Here is a 4,221-nt window from a genome sequence, read left to right as displayed (position 1 = left end):
CAGTTTCGAGAGGGCGGCTCGGCATGCGTCGATACCGCGGCGGGCGATGTCGCTGCGGTCGATGTGGTCGCACACCGCGAGGCCCCGGTAGCCGTCGGAGTCGCACAGCGTGCAGGCGTCGATTGCGGCGCGCTCGAGGTGCCGGGTGCTGGTGGCGCGGGCTTCGGCCATCGCTTCGTCGTAGGCGCGGATGCGGTCGGCCTGGCGCTGGGCGTACCCGGGGTCGAGTTCAGGCATTTTCGATCGCCTTGCGCTCGGCGAGGGTCTGCACGGCGGCGGCGATCGGGCGACCGCGGCCTTCGAGGCCGGCGTCGATTCGGGCCTCGCGGGCCTGGCGTTCGGCGTCGCTTTCGCGTTCAGTGCGGTCGCGGCGGATCTCGCGGGCGAAGGCGATGATGTCGGCCGGCTCCGGAGCGTCCGGGTGGCTGAGCGCGCGTTTCTTGACCCCGGCCAGCAGGTCCGGCAGTTCGAGGCGGTAGGTGCTGAACAGCTCCGCCCAGACGGCGGCGGTGGCGCGGGCGGCGTCGCGGTCGTCCATGCGGGGCGCGGTGCGGTGGTGGCAGGCGGCGACGAGGGTCATGACTTCGAGGGCATCGGCTGGGCTTGTCATCCGAGTTCCTTTCGGGCTGAGATGGTTTCGAGTTGGGCTTGTTCCCGGACACGTTCTTCGGCGGCGAGCTCGGCGAGACCGCGGAGCTTGCTGGGTGGTCCGTTGGGTGCGGCGCGGGCGTGGCCGTCGCGGCGTTTGACGACGTCGGCGGCCATCGATGCCAGGACGCCGGGGCCGACGCCGGTGCGGCCGACCCAGTCGCGCAACGCTTCCTCGACGACGTCGGGTGGTGTGCCGTCGTTGAGCAGCGCGCCGGTGCGGATGCGTAGCTCGGTTTGCGTTGCGGAATTGATTTCGCTGGGAACGATTTTGCGAACGAGGTCTGCTGCGGGTGTGGCAGCGACGGCGCCGCGCCCGGTCGAGTCCGTAGCTGACTCGTGAACGTAACCAGAGTTCTTAGTCTTAGTCTTAGTCTCAGTCTGACGGGCGGGCGCGCGTCCGCGTGGGTCCCCGACGTCCGTCCGGACATCCGCCGCACGTCCGCCATTTGTCCGGCCGGACAATTCTGAATCACCGCTGCTAGGCCAACCTTTGGCCGCTTCACGTGCCTTACGTTTACGTTCCGCTTCAGCCTCTCGGTAAGCCTTAACCTCGCCGGACGTACGCTGCCACTTCGTCCAACGTGTGAACCGGATGTCGCCTACGTGATCGCCATCCACCCACAACGGCTCGGGTCGGGTGGCCATCAGCGCGGCTCGGACCGTGGGGGTGCAGCCGAGCTCGCGGAGCTTGTCGGCGGGCACGTATCCGTCGGTGAGTTTCTTTGCTGAGTACGACCCGGCCAGGGTCCAGACACCGATCGCGGCGGCGCGGATCTTGCGCGGGATCGACATGACTTCGGGGGAGTCGTAGAAGTCCAGGTCGACGTTGAACCCGGGCGGTCGCTTCTCAGCCAACGGAGGCCTCCTGGGGGTATTGGTCCCATGTGCGGCCGTCGAGCTCGCGGCCGGCGGCTTTCTTGCCGACGCGGCGCATGCCGATGCCTGGTTCGCCGCTGAGTGGGAGAGCGACTGTCTCGGGCGTAAATTCGCCCCACTGCTTGAACAGGAACGGCACGCCAGCGGTCTCGCATTGGTCGCGTAGCGATCGCGCCCAGTCGGGGTGCATGGGTCGTGCGCCGGGGCCGGATTCGCCGCCAGCGATCACCCAGTGCAGTCGACTAACGCTGCTCCAAAACCCGTTACCGCGTTCTGGGTCTACGGCAAGCTGAAGATCGATTGGTCCGAGTAGTGGTTCGGCGCTGATGAATCGGACAGCGGCCGGGGTGTCCAGCAGCGCGGGGATGCGGATGTCGGCCCAACGCTGGTTTTCGGTGCTGACACCGAGCCACACGTTAGGCAGCGGCCACTCGGTGTGCGCGCCGTCAGATTTGCCGCGTGCCCGGTCGATGACCATCGCCGCGAAGCCGGGTTCGTTCAGCAGGATTCGCATGCGACCGTGCCGCTTGGTCAGTATCTGGTAGGTGTGCCGCGGTGTGGCGGCCATGACTGCGAAGAATTCGGCGAGCCACGGAGTCGGGACTTGGTCGTGGAACAGGTCGCTCATGCTGTTGACGAAGATTCGGCGCGGCCGGCGCCAGCGGATCGGTTGGTTGACCCGCTCGGGACGCAGCGTTACCCGGAATCCGTTGGGGTAGGCCTTGGTTCCGTCGAATCGGTGGGCGATGGTCTCGGCGTAGCAGTGATCGCAACCCGGGCTGACCTTGTCGCAACCCGTGACGGGGTTCCAGGTGGCGTCGGTCCATTCGATGCCGGTCTTGTCGCTCATGGTGTGCACCAGGGGGCGTCGGCGCCGGTGAGAGGCACACTCTTATTGCCGCCCTGTTCCGCTGGGCGGCGGTGGCGTGGGAGCAGTCCGTTGATGGGTGCGATCAGCCGGCCGCAGAGGGGGCAGCGGCGGTGAACGGCGTTGCCTACCTTCATTCGATCCCTCCCTGAGTTGGGCATGCCACCTCGTCAAGTGGTGTGCGTTTCCAGATGCGTCCGAGGCCGGGTGTTGAGACGTGACGGACGGCAAGTACCTGGGCGCGTTCGACGACGCCCGCGTGCACGCGGTCCGTGTGATTGGCGGTGACGCCGAGGGAGTAGCCGGAGACGTAGACGGCATACCAGGGGTGAGCAGGCCGACCGCCGGTCGCAGGTTCAAGGCCCGGTGTCGGTACCCAGCCTCCGCAGTCGCAACCTGGGACGGTGCACGCGGCGCCGCGTTGGCCTGCGCTGACCAATTCGCGGTCGGCGAACCGTTCGAGGCGTCCGGCGACCATCGGGCAGGCCAGAGTTGCGTAGACGGCGCACTCGGGATGCAGTGGCGGCTCGTCGAATTGGAGTTTGGCGACTTGCTCAGGTCCGCCCAGTAACACGATCGGGTGACCGATAGGTGTGGCGCACATCTGGCAGATCCCTTGTGTCCAGCAGGTCTGCGCGCGGCTCTCATGCTGGGAGCGGAAGTCGACGCCGCCGTCGGCGAGTTGCACATTCACCCAGGGGATGACGACGCCACCAATGGTCGGGCGTTGTTCGCACGTTGCAGGGATCGGCGGCCGGACGTGCTCAGCAGTCACGCGGTGGCTCCGTCCGCCACGTCGACGAAGTGCGAGTGCTTCTGCTCGTGCATCTCGACGGCGCTGCGCAGAACGCGGCCGGTCAGCGTCCAGGTGCGGGTACAGTCCTGACATTTCGCGGTGATCCCGGCGGCCAGCGCCAGCGGTCGTTCGTCGTGCACGCCGGCCACCGGCGCGACGACAGGCTCAGGTGCAGAGTCCGGTTGTTTGTTGCCGGGGCATTTCGTGGCCGATGGTGCGCAGCGCCAACCTGTTTCGGTCTCGACGAATCGGCGGGTACCTTCGCGGCCGCAGATCTCGCACGTGTGCCTCATGGCGTCCTGGGCGCGCGGTGCTGTCGACGGCTCGTCGAGATCCTGGGCGTCGGGCTGCGGCGCCGGGGTCGGTTGCGGTCCGGTCTCGCGGCCAGGGATGGTCTGCGGGCCGACCCGCTCGGGCACACCTAGGGTGCCGGTGAGGAACGTGGCGAGGTCGCTCCGGCATGTGAAGCAGAGGTCAAAGTCTGCTCTGTGGTCGCCTTCGTCGCTTTCGAGGTCATACACAACGAGTTCCGTATGCGGTTTGTCAGCTGGGAGTGACGCCGAGCAGCGGTCGCAGCCAATCAATTTCATGCTTTCCTCCGCATCGATGCGAGCTGCGCGGCGTACGCGCTGCGGACGTAGCGGTCGCGTTCGGCGATCTCGGGTTCGGTCAGGCGGCCGGCGCCGGGCGTGTGGCGGAGCATCGGTCCGAACGCGCGTAGGCAGTCACCGCACGGTTCGCCGACCGCGGGAACCAGGTTCGAGCAGCCCGGGATCACGCAGTCGGGGAACAGCACCGCGGCACTCACGATGCAGCCCCGAATAGCTCGAGCTGACCTCTGTCAGTGTCCACGCGGTGGCAGGTGCACGGGCACACGTAGCGGTGAGACGGCTGAATCACCACGGCGACAACGCCGCTCGGCGCGGTGACGTAGCCCTCGGGCAGCCGGATGCCGGACTGCAACGGGCCACCTGCGCGGTAAGCGCAGCGATCGTGGCGATCCGCCACGCAGTGACCCGTTGCGCCCAGC

General features: G+C 67.5%; 7 protein-coding genes and 1 pseudogene. All 8 read right to left on the bottom strand.

Annotated elements, in window-relative coordinates:
- A pseudogene (locus CYU59_RS01310) lies at positions 1-237 on the bottom strand (hypothetical protein); the annotation flags it as partial.
- A complete protein-coding gene (locus CYU59_RS01305; RefSeq protein ID WP_292975002.1) occupies positions 230-610 on the bottom strand; it encodes a hypothetical protein in 381 nt (126 codons plus the stop codon). The gene CYU59_RS01305 and the pseudogene CYU59_RS01310, both read right to left, overlap by 8 nt.
- Positions 607-1,506: a hypothetical protein gene (locus CYU59_RS01300; RefSeq protein WP_292975000.1), complete on the bottom strand. Its 900-nt coding sequence runs from the start codon at positions 1,504-1,506 to the stop codon at positions 607-609. The genes CYU59_RS01305 and CYU59_RS01300 overlap by 4 nt, the downstream gene beginning before the upstream one ends.
- The gene (locus tag CYU59_RS01295) at positions 1,499-2,377 is read right to left on the bottom strand and encodes a phage Gp37/Gp68 family protein (protein WP_292974998.1); all 879 of its coding nucleotides are present in this window, start codon (positions 2,375-2,377) and stop codon (positions 1,499-1,501) included. Before CYU59_RS01295 ends, CYU59_RS01300 begins: the two co-directional genes overlap by 8 nt.
- 151 nt (positions 2,378-2,528) lie before the next feature.
- Positions 2,529-3,170 carry a hypothetical protein gene (locus tag CYU59_RS01290; protein ID WP_292974996.1) on the bottom strand — a complete coding sequence of 214 codons (642 nt, stop codon included), beginning with the start codon at positions 3,168-3,170 and terminating at the stop codon, positions 2,529-2,531.
- Positions 3,167-3,610: a hypothetical protein gene (locus tag CYU59_RS01285; RefSeq protein WP_292974994.1), complete on the bottom strand. Its 444-nt coding sequence runs from the start codon at positions 3,608-3,610 to the stop codon at positions 3,167-3,169. Before CYU59_RS01285 ends, CYU59_RS01290 begins: the two co-directional genes overlap by 4 nt.
- Positions 3,611-3,777: 167 nt before the next feature.
- Entirely contained in the window at positions 3,778-3,999 is a 222-nt protein-coding gene (locus CYU59_RS01280) for a hypothetical protein (RefSeq protein WP_292974992.1), read from the bottom strand.
- On the bottom strand, positions 3,996-4,221 hold a 226-nt coding region (locus CYU59_RS01275), incomplete at its 5' end, for a hypothetical protein (protein ID WP_292974990.1). The genes CYU59_RS01275 and CYU59_RS01280, both read right to left, overlap by 4 nt.

The organism is Mycobacterium sp. (genome assembly GCF_002863225.1).
Classification (GTDB): Bacteria; Actinomycetota; Actinomycetes; order Mycobacteriales; family Mycobacteriaceae; genus Mycobacterium.
This window is presented reverse-complemented; position numbering and strand designations above follow the sequence as displayed.